Genomic DNA, 24,485 nt, shown 5'->3' on the forward strand with positions numbered 1-24,485 from the left:
CGGCCTGGCCTCAGGCTTCCACCAGCATGCGTCCCTGCATCTCCATGTGCATGGCATGGCAGAAGAACGTGCAGTAGTACCAGTACACGCCGGCCTTGTCGGCGGTGAAGGTCACCGAGGAGGTGGCACCCGGGCTGATCTCCATGTTGATGCCGTAGTTGGCGATGCAGAAGCCATGAGTCACGTCCTCCACGGCATCGATGTTGGTCACCGTCACGGTGACCTCGTCGCCCTTCTTCACCTTGAAGTTGTTGATGCCGTAGATCGGCGCAGCCGAGGTCATGTAGACGTACACCTTGCGCCCTTCGCGGATCACCTTGCTGTCGGCCAGCACGTTGATGCCGTGGCGCTTGGCCATGGCTATGGCGTCGGCGAAGTAGGGATCGTCGCGGTCCCAGACGTGCTTGACCTTGTCGATCAGCAGCCGGCGGTGCAACAGCACCACGTCGTGTGGCTCGGAGTAGACCGGGCCGTCGGCGACCAGCCTCATGGTGTCGCCGGAGATGTCGATCAGCTGGTCGTTGTCCGGGTGCAGCGGGCCGACGGGCAGGAAGCGATCCTTGGAGAACTTGTTCAGCGAGAGCAGCCATTTGCCGTCGGCGTCGCGGGTTTCGCCCATCGATGTGTGGCAGTGCCCGGGCTGGTAGGCCACGTCGATCTTCTGGCGCAGGTAGTTGACCTTCTTGCCGTTGTACGCGGCGATCGCGTCGGCGATGTTCCACTTGGCGATCTGGCTGTCGATGAACAGGGTGGTGTAGGCGTTGCCGCGGCCGTCGTAGGCGGTGTGCAGCGGGCCCAGGCCGATCTCCGGTTCGGCGACCACGGCATCGCGCGGGTCCTTCAGCTTGCCGGCGAAGCAGTCGTCGATGCGGCTCCACTCCATCACCGACACCGTGGGCGACAGCTTGCCGTTGGCCACCACGTACTTGCCGTCCGGGCTGGCGTTGATGCCGTGCGGGTTCTTCGGGATCGGGATGTAGAGCGTCAGCGGCGAGCCGTGCCGGCCATCGACCACGGGCACCTTGGAATCGCCGACGGTCTTGAACTGGCCCGCCTTCACCGCGGCCTCGATGCGCGGAATGTTGAAGACCACCACCCAGTCGCGCTCGGCCTGCATGGTGGCCGACAGGTCCATCCCTTTTTCGCTGTTGTAGCAGGTGGAGATCGCGTACTTGCCGGCGTAGTCGGCCTCGGTGTTGTCGAGGTTGCCGTCCACCAGCACCTGCCAGGCCACTTCCATGGTGTCGCCGTCGATCGCGCTGAACATGGTCTGGTACTTGTCGACATCCTCCAGCGCGTGACCGTCGTTGGGGGCCGGGGCGAGGAACTCGCCGTTGGCGAACACGTAGCCGGTGCGCGGCGCGCGCTGCACGCGCAGGCCATGGATCGCCTGCACGTTGGGCACGTCGATGATGCGGTCGGTGCGCATCACGTCGCAGCGTATGCGCGCCACGCGCGTATGCGCCTTGTCGTTGATGAACACGTAGCGGCCGTCGTAGTGGCCGTCGGTCTGGCTCATGTGCGGGTGGTGGCAATCGCCGCCAGGCGGGAAGTTCGGCCCGAGCACGCGTTTGCTCTCGTTGGTGATGCCCCAGCCGATGGTGAAGTCAGGGTTGAACACCGGAATGCGTATCAGCTCACGCATCGACGGTATGCCGTACAGGCGGACTTCGCCGGATTGGCCGCCGCTCCAGAAACCGTAGTACTCGTCGAGCTGGCCGGGCGGTACCTGGTCGCTGGCGAGTTCCTTCGCGTCGGCAGCCGTGCCTGCCGCGGCGGAGGCCGCCCCCTTGCCGGCGGTGGCGCCCTGTTTGCCGCAGGCCGACAGGGTGAGCCCGGCCGCGCCGGCCAGGCCGGCGAGCGCGCTGTTCTTCATGAATTGCCGCCGCGCCGGCTGGCCGGGCGCTTCGGCCGGGTCAGGCTGGCGGGATGCGTGGTCGGTTTCGTCGTGCATGGCTGATCATCCGTTGGTGGGGATTGTTGGAGTGGTGCCCGGGCGGTCCCCCGCAGGGGGCATACCGGAGAGCACCACCGGCGTGGGCAACGGGCGCGCCGCGCGCTCGCGCTTCTTGCGGCGTTCGACCAGTGGCGGGCACTTGTGGTCGTTGGCGTAGGTCACCTGGCAGTCCAGGCAGTAATGGCATTCGTTGAAGTTGATCTGGCCGATCTGATTGATCGCGCGCACCTCGCACTCGTTGGCGCAGATCTGGCAGGGGCGGCCGCATTCCTTGCGCCGGCGCAGCCATTCGAACAGGTGGAAACGGCCGGACACCGCCAGCCCCGCACCCAGCGGGCACACGTAGCGGCAATAGAACTTGTTGTTGAACGCCGACACCGCGACCAGTGCGACGGCATAGAGCACGAAGCCCCACGAGCGTGCGAAGTGCAGGGTGATGGCGGTCTTGAACGGCTCCACCTCGGCGTAGTGCTCGGCGGTGGCCACCGATTGCAGCGAGATGCCGAACAGCACCAGCAGGATGATGTACTTGATCGCCCACAGGCGTTCGTGCACGTACGGCGGGAACTCGAACTGCGGCACCTTGAACCGGCGGGCGAGCTTGTTCACCAGCACCTGCAACGCACCGAACGGGCACAGCCAGCCGCAGTAGACGCCGCGCCCGAGCAGCAGCAGCGTGGCGGCCACGAACACCCACAGGATGAACACCAGGGGATCCATCAGGAACGTAGACCACTGGAAGCTGTTCAGCACCGAGTGGATGAAGGTGAAGATGTTCACCACCGAGAGCTGCGCGAGGCTGTACCAGCCGATGTACACCAGGGTGTAGACGAGGAAGCCCACGCGGATGCGCTCGAGCAGGTGCGGGTACCGCACCAGCCAGTCCTGGAAGGCGAGGATCAAGGTGAGCGTGCCGAGTCCGGCGAGCAGCAGGGCGATGTCGAGCTTGCGGCCCAGCCAGACCTGCTCCCACAGCGCCTTGGGCGCGGCCGACCGGTCGCCGCCGCCGGCGGACGCCGGGGCCGTGGTGTACCCCGGCGGCATGTGGTAGTCGGTGGTGAAGGTGTGGTAGATGCTCTGCAGCGGGCCGATCTGGCGGTTCACCATCAGTTGCAGCGTCCAGGGCCGCACGGCGTCGAAGCCGCTGGCTGCCACGGCGTGGCGCACGATGAAGATCGCCTGCTCGGCGAAGTCCGGCTTGCCGGCGAGCGGGCTGCCGCCCATCTGCACCAGGTCGGTGTCGTGGAACAGCACCAGCCGCCCGTCCTGGATCAGGTGCACGCGGTCGAAGATGCCGCCGCGCACGTAACCCAGGCCCTTGAAGGAATAGATGCCGTTGGCCATCACCGCCACTGCGGTGTCGCCCTGGCCGAGGCGCTTCATCAGGTCCGCGTAGGCGGCCTCGCCGAGCAGGTTGCGGCCCACCGTGGGCGGCGTGACGTCGGCGAACCACAGGTCGATGAAATTGTCCGCGCCATGCCCGGCGGGCGGCGGCGCGGTGGGGTCGTCCACCAGGCCGCTTTCCGGCTGCCCCTGGAAGGCGTCGGCCACCTGCTGGCGGGTGAGGTGGAGGTGGCCGATGGCGCCGTTCGCCACGAGCGCGGGCCAGTCCGCGCGCTGGTAACGGTCGCGGCGCACGGTGACCTCGCTGCCGGCCTCGTCGCCGCCGGCGCCGGCGATGATGTGGCGCGAGGCGGCCACCTTCAGCGCGGCGTTCATGATCGTCTCGTTGGCGACCATCGAGGTCACCGTGGCGCTGGAGATGGCGTCGATGTGGGTGCCGCCACCGCCGCCGTTGCCGACCACGATCTGGTCGTCCACGTGGTGGCCGATGTAGCGATCCACGAAGTCGTAGAGCTTCTGCACCGGAATGCCGACCAGGAGGATCGGTTCCTCCTGGTGCAGCACGCGCGCGGAGCGGATCGCGCCGTCGGCGCCGATGGCGACGAGGATGTTGATCGGCTTGCCGGAATACGCCGGCACCGGCGCCACCATCACCGTCTCGAAGGCGTAGCCGACGACCTTGTCACCCTGGTACACCGCCGCGGCGGGCGGATTGCCCTCGACGTCGCCGAAACGGGTCGCTTCGGGGAAGGCCTTGCGCAGTTCGGGATACTGGCCGTCGATGCCGGCGAACGCGGGCAGCGACGCCACGGCCAGCAGGCCGGCGAGGGCGCCCAGGCGCAGCCAGGAGCGCAGCCAGCGCGGCGCGTTCATGCGACCTGCGCCTCCCCGGCGATCAGCGGCAACGCCCGCGAGCGCCAGCGCCGCGCGCCGTCGCGCGAGATCGCCAGCCACTGCAGATCCTGCGCGGCCGCCTGTTCGGCCACCTGCGGCAGCGCCAGCGAGAAGGCCGCCGTGCTCATGCCGTCGGCGAGCACGGAGCGCACGGCCATCATCGTGACGCTGGCGTAGGCCTGCGGCGAGAAGCCGGAGCGCGGATCGACGATGTGGAACAGGCGGCGATCGGCGGAGAAGAAGATGCGGTAGTTGCCCGAGGTGGAGAGCGCGGCGTTGCGCACCTGCACCACCGCGGCCACGCGGCCGGTGTCCCGCGGATCGACGATGCCGACGTTCCAGTGCCGGTTCGGGTCGCTGCCGCTGAAGGCGTGCACGTCGCCGCCGGCATCCACGAGGCCGTACTCGATGCCGTGCGCCTTGAGCGCGGCCACGCCCTGATCCACCACGTAGCCCTTGGCGATGCCGTCCAGGGTGACCGCCATGCCGGGCTTGCCGAGGCGGACGCCGAGCGCGTCCATCTGGATCGCGCGGTAATCGACCAGTCGCTCGCGTTGCCCGATACGCGCGTCTACTCGGCCGTCCAGACGGCTGATGCCGCGCAGCGTCTCGAAGTAGCGCAGCACCGGCAGCACACTTGCGTCGAACGCGCCCTGCGTCCGCTGCGACAGCGCCATGGCCTCGCGCAGCACCGCGTGCAGGTGATGGGGCACTACGTGCAGCTGGCCGTCGCGGTTGAGGCGCGCGAGCGGGCTGGCCGGATCGAAGCGGGTCAGCTCGGCGACGGCCATGGCCATGCGCGCAAACGCCGCCTCGATGGCGAGGCCGGCGGCTTCCCGGTCGTCGGCAAGGCAGGCGACGGAGACCGAGGTGCCCATCAGCGTGCGCTCGCGCCGCACCTGCCAGAGGTTCGCCTTGAGCCGGGCCAGCGTCCAGCCGCCGCCGGCCAGTAGCCCGCCGGCCAAGGCGAGCCGGCCGGTCCGTTGCAGCCAGCGCCGGCGCTCGGGTGAGCGCAGGTCGCCGGGATCGAAGGAGCGTTGCATGGAATGACTCCCGTGGCGGTAGGCGTGACGAAGGCGGTGCGCGTTTTCAGGCCAAGGCAACGGCCTCCCGTGGCGGCGGATGCCCGACGGCGTCGCGCACGCCCAGGCGCCGTTGCAACGCCGGGCTGGTGGTCGTGTACTGCAGGTTCGCCTTGTCGCCAGGATGCAGATGCGCGTGCACGGCGAACGCGCACAGCGCTGTCTCGTGGAAACCAGAGAGGATCAGCTTCTTCTTGCCCGGGTACGTGTTGATGTCGCCCACGGCGAAGACGCCGGGCACGGAGGTCTGGAACGTCGACGGGTCCACCGCCAGCTGCTGGCGTTCCAGAGCCAGCCCCCAGTCGGCGATCGGCCCCAGCGCGGGATGCAGGCCCCAGAACACCAGCAGGTGCGAGGACTCGATGCGCTGGACCATGCCGCTGCGCGTGCGCACGCGCACCTGCGCAAGCGCCCCGTCGGCCGTCTCCAGGCCCACGATGTCGCCTTCGCACAGCTGCATGCGGCCGTCGTCGCACAGCGCCTGCATGCGCGCCACGCTGGCCGGCGCCGCGCGGAAGCTGGACGAGCGGTGCACCAGCACCAGGCTGCGCGCGTGGTCGACCAGGGTCAGTGCCCAGTCCAGCGCCGCATCGCCGCCGCCGGCGATCACGATGTCCCGGCCGTCGAACACCGCCGGCTGCGTCACCTTGTAGTGCAGCGTGCGGCCTACCAGCGGTGCAGCTTCCGGCAGGTCGAGCGTGCGCGGCGCGAACGCGCCCAGGCCGCCGGCGACGATCACCGCGCCGGCGTCGAACGCCAGTCCGTCGCTGGTGCGCAGTCCGAACCGGCCGTTCGCCATGCGCTCCAGCGCGCTCACGGTGTGACCCAGGTGGAACTGCGGCGCGAAAGGGTGGATCTGCCGCTGCAGGCGATCGATCAACTCGCGCCCGCTGCACACTGGCACCGCCGGAATGTCGTAGATGGGCTTGTCCGGGTACAGCTCCACGCATTGCCCGCCGGCGTGTGGAACGGCATCGACCACGTGTGCATCCAGCCCCAGCAGTCCCAACTCGAAAACCTGGAACAGGCCAACTGGGCCAGCCCCGATGATGACGGTGTCGCAGCTGATCATGGATACATCCGCCGTGTGGACGGCGCGGATCATGTGCGCACACAAGAGCAGTGTTCTTGACTTCGGTCAGTCTTGTCCGTGGGGGATGTGTGGTCGAACGCCACAGGCGTGGCTGGGACCATTGCAGCATGGACATCCCGCGAGGGGCTCAGAGATCGCACGCGGGCGGCGCGTCAGCATGTGTCGCACGCTACCCCTTGTGTACCCACAAATCGATTCAGATCAGCGTGCTGTCATCCCTCGTACCGCGATTTCTCTCTGGTCAGTTTGCTGCTGCTGATCTGGATCAGAGCATTCGAGCTCGACGTGTAAGACGCTTCGTGCGTCAAAGAAACTCATCATGGGGTCCGTTATGACTTTGTCGCCAACGAACATTGCAACTACCGCAAACACGACTGCTGGCGACATTACCTTGGTGCCAGACTCCTTGAGCAATTCATCAACCGCACCAGTTGAAGTGGAGTGGTCTGAATTGCCGCTGTGCTGCCCCACGCCGGATTCGCCGCTGTGGAATAGTCATCCTCGCATCTACCTGCCCATCCAGGATTGCGGGCGCGTGCGCTGCCCCTATTGCAACACTGTCTACGTGCTACGACCTGCCGAGTCGGATGTCCCTCCACCGCATGGCACTAGCTGGCTTGTCGAGGAGCGTTACTACGAAGCGTTGGCAATATCGAATGCGAGGAAACAGGGGTAACCGTGTGGCGGATTCAACTTTGAAGTGCAGCACTCCAACCGATGGAGTGGCGCAGTTGCTCACCGCCGACGCAGCAAAATAACTGAAGCTTCTCGCAGCTGGCGTTGAGTACGCGATCCAAGTACCCGCATGGCAGCCGGTGACTAAGCCGCGTTATCGAGGACAGGGCGGACCTGCGCTCGCTGGTTTAAACGATGGGGCCCATCGCAAACCAAGGCTCAGCCAAAGATTTCCATCCTGGTTGAGAGGTCAAATCACCGTCTCAAAGAGCGAGCCGATACGGTTTTCGCCAGAATCAGGACGGACCACTCGCAAAGAAAGCATCTGGGAAGCTGTGTCGCCGGCCTCCCGTCCTCAGCAAAGCAGGACTCGGCGTACTGCACGCGCGATCACGATCTCCTCGTTCGTCGGAATCACGTACACCCGGACGGAGGCGTCTTCCCGATCGATGCGTCGCGCATGCCGCAAGTTGGCATCCTCGTCGAGCGTGAGACCGAGCCAGGCCAGTCGATCACAGATGCGCCGTCGCATGCCCGAGGCGTGTTCGCCGATGCCGCCGGTGAAGACCAGCGCTTGCAGGCCGTCGAGCAGCGGCGCCTGTGCAGCGATGGTGCAGGCAGCACGCTCGGCAAACATGTCCAGGGCTTCGCGTGCGCGTGGGTCGTCACTGGCTTCCAACACCTGCACGTCATCGCTGATCCCGGACACGCCCAGCAGGCCGGAGCGGTTGCCCAGCAGGTCCGCCAGCTCCTGCACGCCCATCCGTTGTTCCTGCAAAAGATGCAGCAGCACGCCCGGATCGATTGCGCCGCAGCGCGTCCCCATCATCAGGCCATCGAGCGGTGTAAGGCCCATGCTGGTCGCGACGCTGCGCAGGTCGCGCATGGCGCACACGCTGGCGCCATGGCCGAGATGCGCCACCACCACCTTGTCGTGCGCTGCGCTACCGGCAATGACCGACAGCACGCTCGCGACATATTCATAGGAGAGTCCGTGGAAGCCGATGCGCACGATGCCGGCCTCGCTCATGGCACGCGGCAGGGCGTACCACTGTGAAAGCTTCGGCTGGGTGCGATGGAAGGCTGTGTCGAAACAGGCAATTTGCGGTGTACCTGGCAGCCGCATGCTCATGCTGCGGATCACGGCGATCGCGGCCGGCTGGTGTGCAGGCGCCAATGGCATCAGCGCCTCCAGTCCGGCCAGCACGGCTGCATCGATGCGCACGGGCCGATCGAATCGCGTGCCGCCGTGCACCACGCGATGGCCAGCCGCGACGATGTGCAGGTCCGGGCAATGCCGTTGCAGGATATCGAGCAGCCAGTGCGCGGCTTCCTCGATATTTGCGATTGCCGGTGTCACAGGCGTATCCGGGCGCATGCCCACGGGCATCTCGAACGTCGCGCGGGCATCGCACCCGATGCCGGTGACGCCGGCACGCAGGACGGGATCGAGCGTGGTGGCGTCGAAAGCAGCCAGCTTGAGGCTGGACGATCCGACGTTCAGGGCGAGGATGGCTTCCTTCATGGTCGAACCTTCCGGGTCGTGGGCACCGTCGCCGCGCGCGGCAACGCATCGGGTGACGAATCGTGCCGCTGGTAGCAGCCAGCCGAGCGATGGTGGAATTTTCGGCCAGCCTGCGTCATTCGCCTGCAACGGCGTTGATCGAGATCAACTGGGAGGGGATGGCCGCATGCTGATATCCGTTCGCCGTCGCTGGGGCGGAACGGGACACGGCGAGCCATGAACTTGAAAACCGGAGTCCGTCGCGACGTGGTCGATCCACAGGTCCTGCGGGGCATCGACGCTTGGTGGCGTGCGGCCAATTACCTGTCGGTCGGCCAGATCTACCTGCGCGCCAACCCGTTGTTGCGCGAGCCGCTGAAGCTGGAGCACGTCAAGCACACGCTGGTCGGCCACTGGGGGACGACGCCCGGGCAGAATTTCATCTACGCGCACCTCAACCGGGCGATCCGGCAGCACAAGCTCGACATGATCTATCTCTCCGGTCCCGGACACGGCGGACCGGCGGTGGTTGCCAATGCCTACCTGGACGGTACGTACAGCGAGCTCTATCCGGAGATCAGTGAAGACGAGGCGGGCCTGCAGCGCCTGTTCAAGCAGTTCTCCTTCCCTGGCGGAATCGCCAGCCACGCTTCGCCTGAGTGCCCTGGCTCGATCCACGAAGGCGGCGAGCTCGGCTATTCGTTGAGCCATGCCTTCGGTGCGGTGTTCGACAACCCGGGCCTGATCGCCGCTTGCGTGATCGGCGACGGCGAGGCCGAGACCGGCGCGCTGGCCACGTCCTGGCACGGCAACAAGTTCCTGAACCCCGTCAGCGACGGGACGGTGCTGCCGATCCTGCACCTGAACGGCTACAAGATCGCCAATCCCACCGTGTTGGCGCGGATTCCTCGCCGCGAGCTGTCGCAATTCCTGCGCGGCTGCGGCTGGAAGCCGTACTTCGTGCGCGGTCGCCACCCCGCGTCCATGCATCGGATGATGGCGGCGGCGCTCGATGCGGTTTGCGCCGACATCCGGCGGATCCGGCACGTGGCGCGCGACGGGAGGAGCCATGCTCGACCGGCATGGCCCATGATCGTGCTCGAGTCGCCGAAGGGCTGGACCGGTCCACGGATCGTCGACGGCAAGCCGGTCGAGGGCACGTTCCGCGCGCACCAGGTGCCGTTGCCGGTGTCCGCCGCCACGCCGCAGCACCTCGCGGCGCTGGAGGCATGGCTGCGCAGCTATCGACCCGACGAACTGTTCGACGCCCGCGGCCGGCTGCGCGCCGAGCTGCGCAGGCTCGCGCCGCGCGGGGAACGGCGCATGAGCGCCAGCCCGCATGCCAACGGCGGTCTGCTGTTGCACGACCTACGCATGCCCGATTTCCGCAAGCATGCCGCGGTGGTGGCCGAGCCGGGCGTGGCTGGCATTGGCGATACCCACGTGCTCGGCGGCTTTCTGCGCGAGGTGATCCGCGCCAACCGGGACCAGGGCAATTTCCGCATCTTCGGGCCCGACGAAACGATCTCGAACGGTCTGGAGGCCGCGTTCGAGGTGACGAATCGCCAATGGGAGGCCGAGACCCGGCCGACCGACGAATTCCTGGCCCGCGATGGCCGCGTGCTGGAGGTGCTGAGCGAACACCAGTGCCAGGGTTGGCTGGAGGGTTACCTGCTGACCGGACGCCATGGCGTGTTCAACTGCTACGAGGCATTCATTCACATCGTGGATTCGATGTTCAACCAGCATGCCAAGTGGCTGAAGATGACTTCGCGCATCCCTTGGCGGCGGCCGATCGCCTCGCTCAACTACCTGCTCGCCTCACACGTGTGGCGGCAGGACCACAACGGCTTCACCCACCAGGACCCCGGCTTCATCGACCACGTGGTCAACAAGAAGGCGGAGATCGTGCGGGTCTACCTGCCGCCGGACGCCAATTGCCTGCTCTCGGTGATGGATCACTGCCTGCGCAGCCGCCACTACGTGAACGTGGTGGTCGCCGGCAAGCATCCCGCGCCGCAGTGGCTGGGCATCGAGGCTGCCGTCGAGCATTGCAGTCGCGGCATCGGCATCTGGCCATGGGCCAGCAACGACCAGGACGGCGAGTCTGACGTGGTGATGGCCTGTGCAGGCGACGTGCCGACCCTGGAGACGCTGGCTGCCGTATCCATCCTTCGCTACCACCTCCCGGAGCTGAAGATCCGGGTCGTCAACGTCGTGGACCTGATGAAACTGGAGTCACCTAGCCTGCACCCGCATGGTCTCGGCGACGGCGATTTCGATCGGCTGTTCACCGCTGACCGGCCGGTGATCTTCGCCTACCACGGCTACCCCGCGCTGATCCATCGCCTGACTTACCGGCGGCGCAACCACGACAACCTGCACGTGCATGGGTACAAGGAAGAGGGGGCGATCACCACCCCGTTCGACATGACGGTACTGAACGGGCTGGATCGCTTCCACCTGGTGATGGATGCGATCGAGCGCTTGCCCGGGCTCGCCTCGCGGACCGTCTACCTCAAACAGAAACTGCTGGACAAGCTGACCGAGCACCGCCGCTACATCTGCGAGCACGGCATGGACCTGCCGGAAGTGCGCGAATGGGCATGGGCGTCTCCCGAGGCGGGCATATTGCGCTGAGCGCAGCGCTACTGGATCGCCTGCAACTCCGCCGAGCTGCGCCAGGTTGGTTCGCCGAGGCCATGCTGAGCTGTCAGTTTCCTGGCCTCCAGCCGTTGCGATTCGTCGGGTTGACGCACCGTCAGCAGCGGGTAGGCGATGGGGATGTCCATCCAAGGTTGCAGCGCGGCGCGCATCGCGAGCTGCGCGAACCACGACTGGTGTTCCAGCGTGTCCGGCCGCTCGCCAGGGCGGCCGATGTGGCCGCGCAGCAGGTTCAGCGCGTAGCCGGAGGAGCGTATCGTGCGTCGCCCGTCGGCCGCCTCGATCGCATGCGCATGGTTCTCGCCGAGCAGCGGGTCGACGGCGTCGGCCACGTCGTTGGCCAGCAGTGCAAGCCGGGGCTGCGAGGTGATCGCAGTCAGCTGCATGTGGCGCAGGCCGTGCCGGGCGGCATCCTTCAGCAGGTCCCGCGGTGCGTCGCGCAGCATCGCGCGCGCGATGAGCCCGCGTGCGTCGCGCTTGCAGGCTCCCCGCGACGCGGCGAGCGCGATGCTGCCGCCCAGGCAGCCCTCCGCAAGCGCTCGTGCCAGCGCCGCTGCCTGTGCGCGCCCCGCATCGCTGTCGTACTCCAGCCCGAGCAGGGCGAGTGCGTCGGCGACGCCGACGATGCCGATCCGGAACCGTGCCGCCACATGGCCAGCCAGCAGTGCGGCGTTGTCGAGGGCCCGCACAGCGAGGGCCGCGCAATCGGCCAGCGCAGCGAAGTCGATGGTCGCGCGCGGCGCGCCTTCCGGCGATACGAAGCACGCCGCGTTCAGCACGGCGTGCAGCACATCGCCGTGCCAGCCGGACCGGCCGGTGCCGATCTTCGCCAGCACGCGCTCGTCAGGCAGCAATCGCCAGCTGGCCAAGGCGTCCATGAAGCGCACCTGCCATGTCGCTTCTTCATGGCTGGGCTCCGCCGACGCCAGCGTGCTGACTACCCGCCACCAGGTGTCCTCGATGGAAACATCGCGCAGCACGCTGCGCTCGCGCCAACGGAACCAGGCATCCCAGGCTTCGACGGCGGCGAGGTCGATGAACGGGGACAACCGGCGTGGCTCGATCATGGGCGGGAAGGCAGCTGAGCTGTGTCGACTATCCCGGACCGCCGCCCGGGCGAATTGACGCGCATCAAGCCGGCGTGCCGCGATGGCGCCGCTGTTACGCACTGTTACCAAGCGTTGCCCGGCCGACATCCTGTGGTTGCGGTCGCGCCCTAGCTTTGGCGTCGAACGCAACCACACAACGGGAGTACGGCATGGACACCTCGTTCGCACCGCTCGCGCCTGAAGCCACGAATCCGCAATCGTTCCGGCCCGAAGCGCCGCTCGAGCTGGATATCGCCGAGTTGCAGCGGCACATGGTCGTGACACGCCGGAAGGTGAGGGCGGGCCAATACCTGTACCGCAACGGCCAGCCATTCCGCGCGTTGCATTTCGTGCATGCGGGGTTCCTGAAGACCTGCGAGTTGTCCGAGGATGGCCGCGAGCAGGTGACCGGATTCAGGATGCGCGGCGACCTGCTCGGCGTCGAGTCCATCGGCCTGAGCGTGCACACCTGCGATGCCGTCGCGCTGGACGATGCCGAGATCTGGGAACTGCCGTATCCGCCGGTACTGGATGCGTTGCGTCACATCCCCGAGCTGCAGGTTCGCCTGGCGGCGGCGCTGGCCGAGGAAATCCGCCGCGACCGCGTCTGGATGTTGACGATCGGAACCCTGCCGGCCGAGCAGCGCGTGGCGGCGTTCCTGCTGGACATTGCCGCCCGCCTCGCCCGCCTCGGCTTCAGTGCCCGCCACTTCATCCTGCGGATGGGGCGGGCGGACATCGCGAGTTTCCTCGCGCTGAAGCACGAAACCGTGACCCGGGCGCTGTCGCACCTGGAGCGGCTCCAGTACATCTCAGTGCTTCGCCGCGAAGTGAAGTTGCTGGATGTGCCCAAGTTGCGCGCCTGCGTCGGCACGCCCTGCACGATCCAGTGAGCGGCTTCACGCGTCATCCAGCACCCGGCGCACGGCCTCGACCAGTTGCTCCCGCCGGTAGGGCTTGCGCAACAGCTCGAATGGCGTGGTCGGGCCCTCCGCTCCACCCTGTCGCCCCCGGTAACCGGACGTGAGCAGCACCGCGAGCCCGGGCCGGAGGCGGCGCGCCTCGTGTGCGAGTTCCACGCCATTCATGCCGCTGCCCAGCATCACGTCGGAGAACAGCAGGTCCACGCCGGGATCCCCGGTGAGCAGATCCAGCGCCTCGCGGGCGCTGCCCGCCGGGATGACCTGGTAGCCGAACGCACCCAGAAGCCGGACCGCGACGGTGCGCACGTCCGTTTCGTCCTCGACGACCAGGATGGTGGCGCGCTTTTCGGGCAGTTCGTCACGCGGCGGCTTCGCTCCCACCGCCGTGGCGCCCGGCACGCTTGCGACGGGCAGCAACAGTTCGATGTGAGTGCCGTAGCCGAGCCGGCTGTCGATCGACAAGCTGCCGCCGGACTGGGTCACGAAGCCGTACACCATGCTGAGGCCGAGGCCGCTGCCCTTGCCGGCGTCCTTGGTGGTGAAGAACGGCTCCAGCGCATGCGCCAGCACCTCCGGCGCCATGCCCGTGCCGGTGTCGCTGATGTCGAATGCCACATAGCGGCCCGGCGGGAGTTTCCATCCGTTGGACGCGTCCTCGACCACGGTTTCGCGCACGGCGATGTGCAGGCGTCCTCCGCGCGGCATTGCATCACGAGCATTCAGCGCGAGATTGACCAGGGCCGTATCCAGCTCGTTCGCGTCCGCGTACACGTCCGGCACGTCCGCATCGCACGCGATTTCGATTGCGATGGCCTCGCCGAGCGTGCGCCTGAGCATGTGCCCGAGTTCCTCCAGCAGCGGCTTGGGCACGACCGCGCGGGGCTGCAGCGACTGCCGGCGCGCGAACGCGAGCAGCCGGCGGGTCAGGTCGGAACCGCGGTCCACCGCGCGCAGTGCGCCATCGCTGATTTCCAGCAGTTCCGGGCGATCGGCCAGACCGGCTTCGAGCAGCTGGAGATTGCCCGAAATCACCGTCAGCAGGTTGTTGAAGTCGTGCGCGACACCGCCGGTAAGCTGGCCGATCGCGTCGAGCCGTTGGGCATGCGCCAGTTGCTCCTCGCTGCGACTGCGTTGCACGGCCGCCGCCAGCAGATTGGCGACCGACTGCAGGAAGCTGAGCCGATCGTGGTCGAAACCAGCCGCTTTCGAGTCGAGCGCGACCAGCACACCCAGCGGCTCGTAGCGGCCAAACAGCGGCACCATCGCAACGTCATGAAAGCCGACCCCGGCCAACTTGGCGAGAATGCCGCCCAGTTCCCCGTCACGCAGCGTGTCGGCCGTGACCGCATGACGGCTCCCGGTCCCGAAGGCGCCACGAATGAGGTCGGTCTGGCCGAAGATGGACACGATCGCCTGCGTGGCCTGTCCATGCAATCCGGTAGCGGCGCGGACGCGCAGCGCGTTGCCGTGCCAGTCGGTGGAGAAGATGGCCACGGCCTGCACCTCCAGGGCGGCCGCGACGAGTTCCGGTATCCGGCGGATCGCAAGTTCGTAGTCCGGTGATTCCAGCGCGAGCCGGCCGATCTGCGCGAGGAAGTTGTCGCGCCGCGCGCGCGCGAGGGCCTGCCGCACCCGCCGCGTCTCGGAGATGTCGCGCACCGAGGCGATCGCGACAGCACCGATTTCGGTGGCAATCGGGCTCAGGCCGATCTCGACCGGAAACGACTCGCCACCGCGCCGCACGCCCATCAGCTCGTAGCCGATGCCCATTGGACGCACACGGGGGTTGGCCATGAAATCGTGGCGATGCATGCGGTGGGCGTGCCGCAGGGGTTCCGGCAGCAGTGCCTCCAGGGTCAACCCGAGCAGCATCGCATCCTCGTAGCCGAACATGCGTCCCGCCTGCGCGTTGGCGAGCACGATGGCGCCTTCCTGGTTCACGGCGATCATCGCGTCGGGGGAGATCCCGAACCAGGTATGCAGCATCGCCAGGCTGATGATGGCGGGAGGCGGGGCGTCCATTCATCGCCCCCTTTGAACGCGGGCTGCGAAAAGGTAGCCGGCGCCGCGCACCGACTTGATCAGTTCGGGAGCCGTCGCATCCGGCTCGATCTTGCGGCGCAGGCGCGCGATCTGCACGTCGATGGCGCGGTCGAACGGACCGGCGTTGCGGCCGTGGATGCGCTCCATCAGGTCGTCGCGCGACAGCACCCGATTGGGGTGTTCGACGAACACGCGCAGCAGCTCGTACTCGCCGGTGGTCAGCGCGATCGCGTCGCCGCGGCCATTGCGCAGCGTGCGCTCCAGCGGGTGCAGACAGTAGCCGGCGAACTGGAACGTCGCCTCGGCGGTTTCCGCGGTGGCCATCGCCGGGACGCTTCGCCGCAGCACGCTGCGCACGCGCGCGAGCAGCTCCCGCAGATCGAACGGCTTGGTGACGTAGTCGTCGGCCCCCAGTTCCAGGCCAACCACGCGGTCCACCGATTCGCCACGGCCGGTGATGATGATGAGCGCGCCGTTCCAGTTCCGGCGCAACTGGCGGGTCAACTCGAGACCGTCCTCGCCGGGCAGGCCGAGGTCCAGCAGCACCAGGTCGGCAGGCTTGCGCGCCAGCGCGGCATGCATCCCCGCACCATCGGCCGCCGTGCTGACCTCGAAGCCCTGGCCCGCGAAATAGCGGCGCAGCAGGTCCAGCACGCCGGCATCGTCGTCAACGACCAGCAGATGCAAGGGCTCTGGCATGGCGTTCGTGGTGCGCAGGGATAGGGTCCCGAAAGCTTATCGCAACGTAACAGCCTGCGCGCGCACCGGCTACGCAGGCCTTTCCGGATCGGAGTTGACATGCATCAAGAGGCTACATCGGCCGCGCGGGATAGTGACGCTCGCCGGCCAGGCCGGAATCCATGCACGGGCAAGCGCTTCGAGGCAGTTGCGTGGCAGGTGGGAGGACGCGCCGAGGGCGCGGCCTCGCAGCCTGGATCGGACTTGCGGAGGTCGACAGGTGTGACGGCGAGGAAATCGCCAAGGCCGCATCAGATGCCCCGAGGCGGTGGACCGGACGACGTTGCGGGATGCATGCGTCCCCTTACCGAGCAGGGACCGCGATCCAGGGAAGGATCGCGGTCCATGGATCCGATCGACATGTTCAAGCACATCCTGGTTCCTGTCGACAACGACGCGGGTACGCACCGGGCCATCGAGCAGGCCATCGCACTGGCGCAAGGCGCCGGAGCGCGCGTCACCGGCCTGCACGTGATGATGGAATTCAACCCCATCGGCATCGCCGAGGAACTGATCGAGCCGCCTCCGGATCAATTGCGGCAGTTGGCCAGGGCATATGCCGACAAGCTGTTCTCGCCGCTTGTGCACGAGGCCGAGTGTGCCGGGGTGGCATGCGAAACGATCGCAGTGCAGGGCGATCAGCCCTGGAAGACGATCGTCGCGAAGGCCGCGGAGTCAGGCTGCGACCTGATCGTGATGGCATCGCACGGCAGGCACGGCCTCGCGAAATTCATGCTCGGCAGCGAGACGCAGCAAGTGCTGACGCATACCGGAATTCCTGTACTGGTAGTGCATTGAGCGACCAGTGATGCGGTCGTGGCCAAGATGCGGAGCAAGCCAACATGATCGAACTTTCCTCGTTCCATGCTTCGGCGCTGTGGTCCCACATCGTCGCCTGCTATGCCGCCACCTTGCTGCCGCTGGTCGTCGGCCTGCCGCCCATCATCGCGATCATGGAAAGCGTGTACGTGATGACCGAACGGGAGATCTGGCGACAGATCGCCCGCTACTGGGGCAGGCTGTTCGGCATCGCGCTGCTGATGTGGGCGATCGGGTCGATCGTGTTGATCATCCTGTACGCCGCGGATCCCGGCCGGTTCACCCGACACCTGCACGGGATCCCGGGGTTGGCGTTGACCCTGCTCATGACGCCGCTGGTGTTTGGTGGTGGCGTGTTCCTCTGGCGCCTTTACACCGACTGGCTGGGCCTGGGGCGACTGCAGCATCTGCTCATCACCTGGCTGTGGATGCTGCTTTCGACCTTGTCGGCGCTCAAGATCGCGATCGGCTACGGCTTGATGGACAACCCCTCCGGTGCGTACCTCGATCCCGGCACCCTGCAAGTCTGGATCCATGACGTGCCGTTGGCGCTGCTCAACCCCGCCGCGCAGACTCGATTCGTGCATCTCGTCGGCTCCAGTTACCTCGTGGCGGCGACGCTGGTGCTGTCGGCCTCGGCGTGGTACTTGCTGCGTGGCCGCAACGTGCAGATCGCCCGCCGCTCGATGACCGTCGCGGCCAGCTTCGGTCTGGCCGCGGCGCTCTCACTGGCCGTGCTCGGCGACCGGGACGGCTATGCCGGTTCGCCAGGTCAGCAGATGCGCATTGCCGCGATCGCGGGCGAATGGCATGTGCAGCCGGCTCCAGCCCCGTTTGTGCTTTTCGGGATACCCGACCCGGACAGCCGCACGACTCGCGTCGCATGGCGCATGCCTTGGCTGCTGGGACTGGGCGCGACGCATTCGTGGCGCAAGCCGGTGGCGGGGCTGGACGAGCTTGAGGCAGCGAACGTGGAGCGCATCCGCCGCGGCCTCGCGGAATTCATGGCGCTGGACAACAAGGAAGCTTCCTCGCGCGCAGCAGGGTCCAACGCCGCCAAGGTCGGTGCCAACCCCGACCTTGGCTATGGATTGTTGCTGTTGCGTCACGTGCGAAATCCATTGCAGCGTAATGGTGACGAGATGACCGCCGCGGCCCGCGACACGATCCCGGACGTACCGCTGCTGTTCTGGGCTTTCCGGGCCATGGCGCTGCTGGGCGCATACGGCATCGTCCTGTTCGGCGTGGCGTTCTGGCTGGCGTCGAGACGTCAGCTGGACCGCCGCGGTTTTCTGCGCCTGGCGGCCTGGAGCCTGCCGGTGCCGTGGGTGGCGGGGGCGCTGGGTTGGCTGGTGAGCGAAGCGGGCCGTGGCCCGTGGCTGATCGACGGACTGCTGCCCATCACCGAAATCCAGGCGACGGCATCGGAGATGGCCGTCGCCGCTATCGCGTACACGGCCATCGCCGGCCTCTTCGCGGCTGGTGCGATCCTGTCGATACGCCTCGTTCGCCTGGGCCCGGATGGACTGAAGATCTGGCCGGTGGACTCCGATGCGACGAAAAAGTACTGATCCCGTCCGGTCGACGAGGAGGATGAACAATGTGGTATTTCGCATGGTTTCTCGGCGTCGGCCTCGCCTGCGCGTTCGGCATCCTCAACGCGATGTGGTTCGAGCTGCATGCCGTCGATGAGCGCGACTGGGCCGCGGTCGCCAATGACTATTGAGCCGGCCAGCGCTCGCGGGACACGCCTGCGGGGGCCGGGGCAGAGCAGGGTAAGGCAGGCGCGGACATCGCCGGCACCGGCTGCCAGGCAGTGCCGACGTTGCGACCCGTGACCGCGGAACGGTCGGCCGCGTTACCGGCAAACCAGCACCGGCACCCGGCTTCCCGCCAGCACCTTCTGCGTCTCGCTGCCGAGGATGAGCCGGTCCAGCCCGTGCCGGCCGTGCGAGGCCATCACGATCAGGTCGCAGTGATGCTCATCGACCGCTTTCAGGATGGCGTCGTGGGGCTGCTCGCCGAAGGCGAAGTGGCTTTCGCAGGACACTCCAGCTTCCCTTGCCAGCGCCTTGGCCGTGTCCAGGTAACGCGATGCAATCTGCGGTGCCTCCTGGCTGTAGCGCAGTTCCGCGGCGGCGAGGAATTCGGTCATGTAGGCGATGGTATTGAAGGGCGGTACCGCATGCAGCGCCACGACCGTGCTGCAAAGAGGCTTGGCCAATTCCAGCCCGATGCGGAAGGCGTGCAACGACAGCTCCGAACCGTCGATGGGCAGCAGGATGCGATGGAACGGTGCCTTCGACGACGCGACGGCAGGCTCGGGGCGGGTGGAAGTTCCGGACGTCATGGACAGGTCTCCAGTGTGATCACGTTCCGCACGCGAGTGCGTGCATCCCACTCGCATGTTGGAACACGTGTCTTCCGGTGTATTGAGCGACATCAAGTCGGCCGCTGCCGGGCATGCCCCGCATCCGGTTGACTAGGATCAACATGCCCGTGTCGCGACCCGCCTAGCCTGAAATCCCGGGATGAGGAGTGCAGCACCATGGTCGCATCGCATCGGCCAGCAACGAAGAGATGCGTGATGGAAGGCATGCGGTGCTTCCGCTGCGGATGCCTCCACCGGCTGCACGCATGGCTTGCGTGCAAAGCCCGCGCTCCGTTGCCGATACTGGCGCGAGGCGAAACGCGGAGGCCAGCCGAGATCCATCGGCAGGACGTGCGATGAAAACCTCATCGGCTCCGCCGGCGTTCTCTCCACTTTCCGTCTGCCTGCTGGTGGTGGCTGCGGCCAGTGCCTTGTTCAGCCTGGTCAGGGACGAATTTCCCACCCTCTGGACGGGTGCGGCATGGGTCTGCGGGATCAGCGTGCTGGCACTGCTGGGCAGCCTGATGCGCGACGCACGCAGGTGATGCAAGGCCCGACAGGCTTCCAACTCGAACAACACAGACCATGTTCAAGAACATCCTGCTTCCAGTCGACGATTCGGAACCCTCCCTGCATGCGGCCCGCCTCGGCATCGCGCTGGCCGGGCAGCTCGGCGCGGCAGTGCATGCGCACCACGTGCTGGCGCCGCTGGCAGCCGTGGCCTACCTGTCCGACCTGATCCGGAGCGCGCCGGACGACTACCGGCGCGAGGCCATCGACCGGGCGCAGCGGCATATCGGTGCGGTCCGCGCGCTGGCCGAGGAGGCCGGCGTACCGTTCGAAGGCAGCTACGAATTCGACCATCACCCCAGCAATTCCATCATCGGCGCCGTCAGGCAATACGGTTGCGACCTGATCGTGATGGGCAGCCATGGCCGCACCGGCCTGGACCGCCTGCTGATCGGCAGCGAGACCAGCCGGGTGCTGGGCTGCGCCGATATCCCGGTGATGGTCTGTCGTTGACGTACAGGTGTTGCGGCGCCGCCGGTTCAGTGCTGCATGAACACCGGCATGTCAGCATTCGCCATGACATGCCGCGTCGCCCCTCCCAGCAAGCGCTCGCGGATGCGTGAGCGCCCGTAGGCTCCCATCACCAGCAGGTCGGCGCGCAGCACATGCGCATGGCGTAGCAGGGCAAGGCCCGCTTCGTCGGGGGGCACCTGGATGTGGTGGAGTTTCGCTGCGACGCCGTGCCGCACGAGGTAGGCGAACGGATCGGGCTCGGCCACGCCTGTGCTGTGCTCATCGGGCGTGCGCAGCTCGCCGTTGACGAGGACCACCTGTCGGGCGAGCCGCAGCAGGGGCAGGGCGCTGCGCAAGGCGCGGGTCGATTCGAAGCTGCCGTTCCAGCCGATCACGATGCGGTCGAACGCCAGGCTGCCGCTCCAGCGCGGCGGCAGCAGGATGCAGGGCAACCGGGCGCTCAGCAGCCCTTCGGCGAGTACGTCGAAAATGTGCGCCGCGTCGACGATGTCGCGTTCGATCACGGCAAGGTCGTGCCACGCTCCGAGATGACGGAGCGTGGGGGCTATCGGTGTGCGTGTCACGGCCCAGGACGCATGGGCCACGCCGCGCTCCAAGGCGAACTGGGCGAACGCGAGCGACTCGTCGGGCCGCTCGTACTCCGATTCGCCCGGTGGCTCCGCAATCGCTGGGGCCGACTCGGCGGGGCGCTGCTCACGCAGGTCGACCGGCACGTAGCAGGCGGTGAGGTCCGCATTCCAGCGCGAGGCGATCTCCACTGCGGCCAGCAACGCCGGGCTCCACGGCCCGCTGGAAGTCACCAGTGCCAGCACGTCGCGAAAGCCCAGGGTTGGAGTCGCCGCCTGTTGCGACGAGGCCCGCGGGACCGCACGGGATTCATCGATGAGCATGATCATGCCTCCCGCATCCGGAGCCGGATGCGTCACAGCGCGAGCGAATAGACCACCGTCTTCGGGTCCTCCGGATGCGGCTCGCAGGTGAAACCGAGGTAATGGGCCAACTCGCGCATCGGTTCGTTGCCGACATCGTCGATCGAGAACATGCGGGCAAGCTTCTGCTTGCGGGCGACATCGATGAGATGCTGCATCAGCAGCACGGCCAGGCCGCGGTGACGCCAGTCGTCGGCGACGGTGACGGCGCATTCGCATTGGCGATCGTCGCCAGTGGTGGAATAGCGGCTGATGCCCACCTCGCGCAGTTCGCCATCGTCGTGCGCAAAGGCCGCGAAAGCCATGTCGTGCACGTAGTCGACGTGCATCAGGTGGTCGAGCATGGCCTTGTCGGGTACCTTGAAATCGCCCAGGAAGCGGAAGCGCCGCGCCTCGGGCGAGAGACGCCGGATGAGCGCCTCTTCCATGGCGCGGTCCTCGAGCCGAAGCGGGCGCACCAGCACGCGAGTGCCGTCGCGCAGGGATTCGATCCAGTGATTGCCTTCGAGGGCGGCAGGTGCCGCTCCGGCGGTAGCGTTGCCTGATGAATCAGTCGTGGTTGTCATGGTGATGGCCTCGCTGGTAGGGCGGAACGCCCGCGATGGCGGGGTTCCACGAGCTTTCTAGCGAACCGGTGGCGTCGCCACTTGATGACGATCAACTCAAGCGGAGGTGGCACGGTGCGCAAGCATTCCAGCCGGCACCCGGCCGCTTCGGTTGATTTGCATCAACACCGGGCGAAGGGCGCCTGCGCGAGCATGCGCTCATGCAAGGCCACCGGACGCCTCCATGTTCGAGATCCTCGTCAATGTCGAAGAGATGGTGGACAGCAGTCCGGTTGTGCAGGTCGGCCTCGCCCTGGCCGGTCGCCACGACGCCTACGTGACGGGTCTGCACATCGTGGGAGTCTTCCCCTCATCGATGTATCTGCCCGACATCATGACCGAGCTGGTCACCGAGGAATACCAGGCCAGGCAATGCGACGCCTGGTGGATGGAGCAGTGCCGCAAGCATGGGCTGAGGGGTGCCTGGGAAGTGATTCGCGGCGTCTACGTGTCCGCGCTGGCGCGCCGTTCCTGCATGGCCGACATCACGGTGAGCCAGCTGCCGCCGTCGCATCCGTCGCATCTGGTCGGGATGGACGATGTCACCAGGGCACTGTTCTCGGCCGCATCGCCGATGCTGCTTGTGCCGCCCGACTGGAATGGCCATTTCAGTCCGGAGCGGATCCTGGTGGCCTGGAACAGCACCCAGGAATCGATGCGCGCGCTGCGCGCCGCGCTGCCGTTGCTGCGCGAGGCCGGGATGGTGCGCCTGATCGACGGCGCGCAGGACACGCTCCCCGGCATTTCGCCACCGCCGCTGCCAGTGCGCGACTGGCTGGTCCGGCAAGGCGTGTCCCTGCAATCGATCCATCCGTTCCCCGACGCGAGCGACGTCGGCGAGGAACTGCTCAGCCATGCCTATGCGATGCATGCCGACCTGCTGGTGATGGGTGCGTGGGGGCACTCGCGGATCGGCGAGCTGATCCTGGGCGGCACCACCCGCCATGTGCTGGAGCACGCCAGGCTGCCGCTGCTGCTGGCGCATTGAGGCGCGCGCAGGTTTGCTCCGACATGCCGCATCCGTAGATTTCGGGTTCGCCGACCGCGACATCCGCCGCCCGTGCCGCCAATCTCGCCAGCACGCCCACGACGACACCCGGGCGAGCATCGCAATTGACTTGCCTCAAATCCACAGTGCCGCTTGCTGTCTAGAGTGCCGACATGGAGAACGCAGCGATACCGGTGACCGGTCCATGCACGACCTTCGACGAAGGAAACGCCTGCATCGCCGCAGCCGCGTTGATGACTGGCGGCCATGTCGCGATGAATGGCGCCGACATGCGTATCCGGGAACTGCCATGAATGCCGTCACTGCGGATGCTCCCGCATGCGTGGAAAACCGGACCTTCGACGAGATCCGGATCGGCGACAGCGCGCATCTCACGCGCACGCTGACCCAGCGGGACATCGACTTGTTCGCCGCGATGTCCGGTGACGCGAATCCGGCCGAAGAGGCGCCGGACCCTGCGCGCAGCGAGCTGTTCCATCACGTCGTGGCGCACGGCATGTGGAGCGGCGCACTGATTTCGGCCGTACTGGGCACCCGGCTGCCGGGGCCAGGCACGATCCAACTGTCGCAGGACCTGCACTTCCATGCACCGGTCAACCTAGGCGACACCATCGACGTGAGCGTGACCGTCAGCGGCAAGGAGCCGCTGGACCGGCGCGTGCGCTTCCATTGCCGCGTGCGCAACCAGCTCGGCGTGGACGTGGTCCTCGGCGAGGCGGAAGTGCAGGCGCCTGCCGAGAAGATCCGCTGCGCGCCGGCCGATCTGCCCGCGGTCCAGGTCGCCGGCCACCGGCGTTTCCGGCAGTTGCGCGCGCGGGTTGCGGGCAACCCGGTGTTGCCCACGGCGATCGTCCATCCTTGTGACGCGGCTTCGATCACGGCCGCGGTCGAGGCCGCGTCACAAGGGTTGATCGAGCCCGTACTGATCGGGCCGGCCGCCAGGATCAGGGCCACTGCTCGGCAGGCTGCCCTGGACATCGCGCCGTACCGGCTGGTCGATACGCCGCACAGCCACGCCGCCGCCGCACAGGCGGTGGCCATGGTGAGCGACGGGGAGGTGCGGCTGCTGATGAAAGGCTCGCTGCATACGGACGAGCTGATGCACGCGGTGCTGGCCAACGCCGGCCTGCGCACGGGTCGCCGACTCAGCCACGTTTACGTGATGGACGTGCCCAGCTACGAGCGGCTGCTGCTGGTCACTGATGCGGCCATCAACATCGCACCCTCACTGGTCGACAAGCGCGACATCATCCAGAACGCGATCGACCTGGCGCGCGTGCTCGGCATTGCCACACCCAGGGTGGCCGTGCTGTCGGCGGTGGAAACGGTGAACCCGGCGATGCCTTCCACCCTGGATGCCGCGGCGCTGTGCAAGATGGCCGAGCGCGGCCAGATCACCGGCGGCATCGTCGATGGTCCGCTGGGCTTCGACAACGCGATCAGCCCGCTGGCGGCGCGGGAGAAAGGCATTCGTTCCGCCGTGGCCGGCAGCGCCGACATCCTGGTCGTGCCCGACCTGGAGTCGGGCAACATGCTCGCCAAGCAGCTGACGTTCCTCGCCGGTGCCGACGCCGCCGGCGTGGTGATGGGCGCGCGGGTGCCGATCATCCTCACCAGCCGCGCCGACACGCCGCGCACGCGCATCGCCTCGTGCGTGGTGGCGGCCCTGCTGGCGCAGGCGAAGCAGACAGGCTAGGCGGACA

22 protein-coding genes and 1 pseudogene are annotated in these 24,485 nt (G+C 67.1%); 11 read left to right on the forward strand and 12 right to left on the reverse strand.

Annotation, left to right across the window (positions count from 1 at the left end; genetic code table 11):
• Positions 1-10: 10 nt before the first annotated feature.
• The 5 genes from nosZ to AB7878_RS17880 all read right to left on the reverse strand — a co-directional run bounded on the left by nosZ (position 11) and on the right by AB7878_RS17880 (position 6,841).
• Positions 11-1,954, reverse strand: coding sequence for a TAT-dependent nitrous-oxide reductase (nosZ, locus tag AB7878_RS17860; RefSeq protein WP_369495644.1), 1,944 nt, complete (start codon positions 1,952-1,954; stop codon positions 11-13).
• 6 nt (positions 1,955-1,960) lie between these two features.
• Positions 1,961-4,174: a 4Fe-4S binding protein gene (locus tag AB7878_RS17865; protein ID WP_369495645.1), complete on the reverse strand. Its 2,214-nt coding sequence runs from the start codon at positions 4,172-4,174 to the stop codon at positions 1,961-1,963.
• Complete coding sequence (locus AB7878_RS17870; protein ID WP_369495646.1) at positions 4,171-5,238, reverse strand: FAD:protein FMN transferase; 1,068 nt, start codon at positions 5,236-5,238, stop codon at positions 4,171-4,173. The genes AB7878_RS17865 and AB7878_RS17870 overlap by 4 nt, the downstream gene beginning before the upstream one ends.
• A gap of 46 nt (positions 5,239-5,284) precedes the next feature.
• Complete coding sequence (locus AB7878_RS17875) at positions 5,285-6,349, reverse strand: NAD(P)/FAD-dependent oxidoreductase (RefSeq protein ID WP_077485293.1); 1,065 nt, start codon at positions 6,347-6,349, stop codon at positions 5,285-5,287.
• Positions 6,350-6,571: 222 nt separating this feature from the next.
• Complete coding sequence (locus AB7878_RS17880; RefSeq protein ID WP_254426831.1) at positions 6,572-6,841, reverse strand: hypothetical protein; 270 nt, start codon at positions 6,839-6,841, stop codon at positions 6,572-6,574.
• Between AB7878_RS17880 and AB7878_RS17885 the strand changes: the two are divergent.
• Positions 6,777-6,941, forward strand: a pseudogene (locus tag AB7878_RS17885) (zinc-finger domain-containing protein); the annotation flags it as partial. The gene AB7878_RS17880 and the pseudogene AB7878_RS17885 overlap by 65 nt on opposite strands.
• 459 nt (positions 6,942-7,400) lie before the next feature.
• Here AB7878_RS17885 and AB7878_RS17890 read toward each other — a convergent pair.
• Positions 7,401-8,570 carry an acetate/propionate family kinase gene (locus AB7878_RS17890; protein ID WP_369495647.1) on the reverse strand — a complete coding sequence of 390 codons (1,170 nt, stop codon included), beginning with the start codon at positions 8,568-8,570 and terminating at the stop codon, positions 7,401-7,403.
• 216 nt (positions 8,571-8,786) lie between these two features.
• On the opposite strand from AB7878_RS17890, the gene AB7878_RS17895 reads away from it, so the two are divergent.
• Positions 8,787-11,189, forward strand: coding sequence for a phosphoketolase family protein (locus tag AB7878_RS17895; RefSeq protein WP_369495648.1), 2,403 nt, complete (start codon positions 8,787-8,789; stop codon positions 11,187-11,189).
• Between the two features lie 8 nt (positions 11,190-11,197).
• Here the strand turns inward: AB7878_RS17895 and AB7878_RS17900 are convergent, their stop codons facing one another.
• The gene (locus AB7878_RS17900; protein ID WP_369495649.1) at positions 11,198-12,409 is read right to left on the reverse strand and encodes a ribonucleotide reductase barrel domain-containing protein; all 1,212 of its coding nucleotides are present in this window, start codon (positions 12,407-12,409) and stop codon (positions 11,198-11,200) included.
• Positions 12,410-12,471: 62 nt separating this feature from the next.
• Between AB7878_RS17900 and AB7878_RS17905 the strand changes: the two genes are divergently transcribed.
• Positions 12,472-13,194, forward strand: coding sequence for a Crp/Fnr family transcriptional regulator (locus AB7878_RS17905; protein ID WP_369495650.1), 723 nt, complete (start codon positions 12,472-12,474; stop codon positions 13,192-13,194).
• Positions 13,195-13,200: 6 nt separating this feature from the next.
• On the opposite strand, the gene AB7878_RS17910 is transcribed toward AB7878_RS17905, so the two are convergent.
• A complete protein-coding gene (locus AB7878_RS17910) occupies positions 13,201-15,246 on the reverse strand; it encodes a PAS domain S-box protein (RefSeq protein WP_369495651.1) in 2,046 nt (681 codons plus the stop codon).
• Positions 15,247-15,966 (reverse strand): response regulator, encoded by a 720-nt coding sequence (locus AB7878_RS17915; protein WP_369495652.1) that lies wholly within the window; start codon positions 15,964-15,966, stop codon positions 15,247-15,249.
• Positions 15,967-16,350: 384 nt separating this feature from the next.
• On the opposite strand from AB7878_RS17915, the gene AB7878_RS17920 reads away from it, so the two are divergent.
• Genes AB7878_RS17920 through cydX form a run of 3 tightly spaced genes read left to right on the forward strand, consistent with a single transcriptional unit; the run spans position 16,351 to position 18,550 of the window.
• A complete protein-coding gene (locus AB7878_RS17920; protein WP_369495653.1) occupies positions 16,351-16,803 on the forward strand; it encodes a universal stress protein in 453 nt (150 codons plus the stop codon).
• A gap of 44 nt (positions 16,804-16,847) precedes the next feature.
• Positions 16,848-18,395 carry a cytochrome ubiquinol oxidase subunit I gene (locus AB7878_RS17925; RefSeq protein ID WP_369495654.1) on the forward strand — a complete coding sequence of 516 codons (1,548 nt, stop codon included), beginning with the start codon at positions 16,848-16,850 and terminating at the stop codon, positions 18,393-18,395.
• Positions 18,396-18,424: 29 nt separating this feature from the next.
• A complete protein-coding gene (gene cydX / locus AB7878_RS17930) occupies positions 18,425-18,550 on the forward strand; it encodes a cytochrome bd-I oxidase subunit CydX (RefSeq protein ID WP_077485277.1) in 126 nt (41 codons plus the stop codon).
• A 132-nt stretch (positions 18,551-18,682) separates the two neighbouring features.
• Here cydX and AB7878_RS17935 read toward each other — a convergent pair whose 3' ends face one another.
• Complete coding sequence (locus AB7878_RS17935; RefSeq protein ID WP_369495655.1) at positions 18,683-19,174, reverse strand: universal stress protein; 492 nt, start codon at positions 19,172-19,174, stop codon at positions 18,683-18,685.
• Positions 19,175-19,551: 377 nt separating this feature from the next.
• Here AB7878_RS17935 and AB7878_RS17940 point away from each other — a divergent pair, with 377 nt between their 5' ends.
• Together AB7878_RS17940 and AB7878_RS17945 are read left to right on the forward strand one after the other, a co-directional pair.
• Positions 19,552-19,740, forward strand: a complete 189-nt coding sequence (locus tag AB7878_RS17940) for a hypothetical protein (protein WP_369495656.1) — start codon at positions 19,552-19,554, stop codon at positions 19,738-19,740.
• A 40-nt stretch (positions 19,741-19,780) separates the two neighbouring features.
• Positions 19,781-20,218 (forward strand): universal stress protein, encoded by a 438-nt coding sequence (locus tag AB7878_RS17945; RefSeq protein ID WP_369495657.1) that lies wholly within the window; start codon positions 19,781-19,783, stop codon positions 20,216-20,218.
• A gap of 26 nt (positions 20,219-20,244) precedes the next feature.
• Here the strand turns inward: AB7878_RS17945 and AB7878_RS17950 are convergent, their stop codons facing one another.
• Positions 20,245-21,135, reverse strand: coding sequence for a universal stress protein (locus AB7878_RS17950; RefSeq protein ID WP_369495658.1), 891 nt, complete (start codon positions 21,133-21,135; stop codon positions 20,245-20,247).
• A gap of 26 nt (positions 21,136-21,161) precedes the next feature.
• On the reverse strand, positions 21,162-21,734 hold the full coding sequence (locus AB7878_RS17955) for a GNAT family N-acetyltransferase (protein WP_369495659.1): 573 nt from the start codon (positions 21,732-21,734) through the stop codon (positions 21,162-21,164).
• 223 nt (positions 21,735-21,957) lie between these two features.
• On the opposite strand from AB7878_RS17955, the gene AB7878_RS17960 reads away from it, so the two are divergent.
• The 3 genes from AB7878_RS17960 (at position 21,958) to AB7878_RS17970 (ending at position 24,478) form a co-directional block, all read left to right on the forward strand.
• On the forward strand, positions 21,958-22,761 hold the full coding sequence (locus AB7878_RS17960) for a universal stress protein (RefSeq protein ID WP_369495660.1): 804 nt from the start codon (positions 21,958-21,960) through the stop codon (positions 22,759-22,761).
• A 173-nt stretch (positions 22,762-22,934) separates the two neighbouring features.
• On the forward strand, positions 22,935-23,075 hold the full coding sequence (locus AB7878_RS17965) for a hypothetical protein (RefSeq protein ID WP_369495661.1): 141 nt from the start codon (positions 22,935-22,937) through the stop codon (positions 23,073-23,075).
• Positions 23,072-24,478, forward strand: coding sequence for a bifunctional enoyl-CoA hydratase/phosphate acetyltransferase (locus AB7878_RS17970; protein ID WP_369495662.1), 1,407 nt, complete (start codon positions 23,072-23,074; stop codon positions 24,476-24,478). The genes AB7878_RS17965 and AB7878_RS17970 overlap by 4 nt, the downstream gene beginning before the upstream one ends.
• Positions 24,479-24,485 lie beyond the last annotated feature (7 nt).

The sequence above is a fragment of the Rhodanobacter humi genome (assembly GCF_041107455.1).
Classification (GTDB): Bacteria; Pseudomonadota; Gammaproteobacteria; order Xanthomonadales; family Rhodanobacteraceae; genus Rhodanobacter_A.